Source organism: Pseudonocardia lacus, assembly GCF_018531445.1.
GTDB classification, from domain to species: Bacteria; Actinomycetota; Actinomycetes; order Mycobacteriales; family Pseudonocardiaceae; genus Pseudonocardia; species Pseudonocardia lacus.
In genome coordinates this window covers 1-2,719 of record NZ_JAHDTH010000407.1, presented here as the reverse complement: position 1 = coordinate 2,719, position 2,719 = coordinate 1, and the positions used below count along the sequence as shown (strand labels likewise).

The following is a 2,719-nucleotide window of genomic DNA, read 5'->3' as shown; positions in this document are numbered from 1 at the left end:
CCGCGACCGTCGTCGCCGCGGTCCCGGCGAGGCGGGCGGACCCCGCGGCCGACCCGCGCGCGACCGGGTTCGGCTTCGGGGTCCCGCTGCGCCCGCGGATCGGTGTGGGCCAGGCCGTGGCGACCGCGCTGGTCCGCGTGCGCGGCCGGGCCGTCGCGGCGGGCGACGAGCCGCCGGAGACCGACGACCGGACCGTTCCCCGGTGGCAGGCGCTGCCTGTCGCGGGCCGGGCGGCGCGTATGCCGGGTGAGGGCTGCGGCTGCGGAGGTGTGGCGTGACCGTGCACGTGGGGGAGCTGGCGAGCCAGGTCGAGGTGCAGGGCGTCGCCCGGCCACCGGAGCCAGGTGCGGCCGCGGCTCGACCGAAGGCCTGGGACGAGCAGCAGCGCCATCGCGAGCTGTGCGAGGAGCTGGCCGCGCTGCGCGCCCGGACCGCCGGGGGTGGGTTCGATGGCTGACGCCGCCCCGGCCTTCGCGTCGACGGCCCCCGTCCTGTCGGTCGGCGGCACCCGCCGCCCCGAGCTGGCCCGCGACCTCGTGCGCCTGGACGTCGAGGAAGACGTCGAGGGCCTGTGCCGGTGCACGGTCCACTTGCTGGCCGCGGCCCCGATGGCACGGCCCAGTGGCGACGTCGTCGAGCACCTGGCCGGTGACACCCTCGACTTCGGCAAGCCCCTGCAGGTCTCGCTCGGCCCACCCGGGATCGAGCGGATCGTGTTCACCGGTGCGGTGTCGGCGCTGGAGGTGCAGTTCGCCGAGGGCGACGTGCCCACCGTCGTCGCGTACGCGGAGGACGCGCTGATGCGACTGCGGCTCACCCAGCACAGCGAGACCTGGGAGGACGCCGCCGACGCCGACGTCGCCCGGGGGATCGCCCGCCGGCACGGCCTCACCCCGCTCGTCGCGGCCGACGGGCCGACCTACGAATTCGTGCAGCAGGCCAACCGCAGCGACCTGGCGTTCCTGCGCGAGCGCGGCCGCCGGATCCAGGCCGAGGTGTGGGCCACCGACGGTGCCCTGCACTTCGCCACCCGCGACCAACGGCCGGGCACCCGCGTGACCCTGACCCGGGGCAGCGACCTGATCGAGGTCACCGCGCGGGCCGACCTCGCCGAGCAGTGCACTGCCGTGCACGTGTCGGGCTACGACGCCACCACGCGCGAGGCGATCGAGACCCTGGCCCCGGCGTCGACGGTCGACGCGGAGATCAGCGGTGGCCGGACGGGCCCGGCGACGCTGCGCCGGGCCTTCGGCGACCTGGCGGGCCGCAGGGTGCGCGACGTCCCGCTGACCCCCGCCGAGGCGACGGCTCTGGCGCGGGCCGAGATGCTGCGCCGCTCCCGGCGGTTCGTGCAGGTCCGGGGCACGACCGCCGGGACGCCGCAGCTGGTCGTCGGCAGCCGGGTGACGCTGGCCCGCTGCGGGCGCCCGTTCGACGGCGACGGCTACTACGTCACCCGCGTCCACCACAGCTTCGACCTGGCCCGGGGGCTGCGCACCCGGTTCACGGCCGAGCGCGCCACCGTCAACGCCGGCTGAAGGAGGACCGATGCACCAGCAGCTCCACTTCGGCCTGTACCCGGCGCTGGTCACCGACATCGTGGACCCGGACCGGCAGGCGCGCGTGCAGGTGCGCTACCCGTGGCTGGGGGAAGCGGGGGAGTCGGTGCGCGCCTGGGCGACGCTGCTCACCCCCTACGCCGACGACGACCAGGGCTTCGTCGCGCTGCCGGCCGTCGGCACCCAGGTCGTGGTCGGCTTCGAGGCCGGCGACCTGCACCGCCCCTACGTCGTCGGGTCGTGCTGGAACGGCCGCGAGATGATGCCGGTGACCCCGACCCGGCCCAACGACCGGCGGGTGCTGAAGAGCCGGTCCGGCGCGATCCTGGAGTTCGACGACAACGCCGCCGGGGCTCGGGTGACGCTGGCCACGGGCAGCGGGCACCGGGTGGTGCTCGACGAGGGCGCGCGCACCGTCCAGGTCTCGCACTCCGACGGCTCGACCGTGACGCTCGAGGCCTCGGGCGCGATCACGGTGCGCGCCAACGCCACCGTCGACGTGCACGCCTGCTCGCTCAACGTGCACGCCCCGACCGCCGTCTTCGACGGCACGGTCACCTGCACCACGATGACCGCGTCGGTGGCCGTGGTCTCGCCCAGCTACACCCCCGGCGCCGGGAACGTCTGGTGACCGCCGCCGCCCTGACCCGCGTCGGCCACGAGTGGCGCCTCGTCGCGCCGTGGTGGTACTGGCCGCTGCTCGACGGCGACCCGGCGCCCGGACCCGACGACGCCCGCCGCGCAGTGCGCGTGACCCGTCCCCAGCTGCAGAAGTACGACGACCCGAACCTGGTCAACACCTTCCTCGCCGCGCCCCAGCAGCGGCTGGCGTTCGTCGACCCGACCGACCGGGTGGCCACCGTCGGCACCGGGATCGGCACCTTCCCCGGGCCGCTGACCCTCGGGCCGCGCAAGCTCTACCTCGCCTCCCACCACCGCCAGTACCTCGTGGTGTGCGCGCTGCACTGCGACACGGCCGGCTTCCCGCACGCACGCCGCGACGACGTGTGCGAGGCCGGGTTCGTCGTCCGCCGTCGCGCCGCGAACGTCCCCGGCGGCCCGGACGGCCCGACGGCCGCCGCGCTGCGCCGCTGGGCCGCCGCCCGCCGCAAGCTGGCGGTGACCCAGCGCCGCCTGCACGCCGCCACCGGGCTGCGCCG

General features: G+C 76.3%; 5 protein-coding genes. All 5 read left to right on the top strand.

All coding sequences use genetic code 11. From position 1 onward, the window contains the following. Positions 1 to 278 (top strand): hypothetical protein (locus tag KIK08_RS38525; RefSeq protein ID WP_214408249.1); only part of this gene is annotated, 278 nt, incomplete at its 5' end. After that, complete coding sequence (locus tag KIK08_RS38520; protein ID WP_214408248.1) at positions 275 to 457, top strand: hypothetical protein; 183 nt, start codon at positions 275 to 277, stop codon at positions 455 to 457. The genes KIK08_RS38525 and KIK08_RS38520, both read left to right, overlap by 4 nt. Beyond that, the gene (locus KIK08_RS38515; protein ID WP_214408247.1) at positions 450 to 1,538 is read left to right on the top strand and encodes a phage late control D family protein; all 1,089 of its coding nucleotides are present in this window, start codon (positions 450 to 452) and stop codon (positions 1,536 to 1,538) included. The genes KIK08_RS38520 and KIK08_RS38515 overlap by 8 nt, the downstream gene beginning before the upstream one ends. 10 nt (positions 1,539 to 1,548) lie before the next feature. Continuing rightward, positions 1,549 to 2,190, top strand: a complete 642-nt coding sequence (locus KIK08_RS38510) for a phage baseplate assembly protein V (RefSeq protein WP_214408246.1) — start codon at positions 1,549 to 1,551, stop codon at positions 2,188 to 2,190. After that, the coding region (locus tag KIK08_RS38505) for a hypothetical protein (protein WP_214408245.1) at positions 2,187 to 2,719 on the top strand (533 nt) is incomplete at its 3' end. The genes KIK08_RS38510 and KIK08_RS38505, both read left to right, overlap by 4 nt.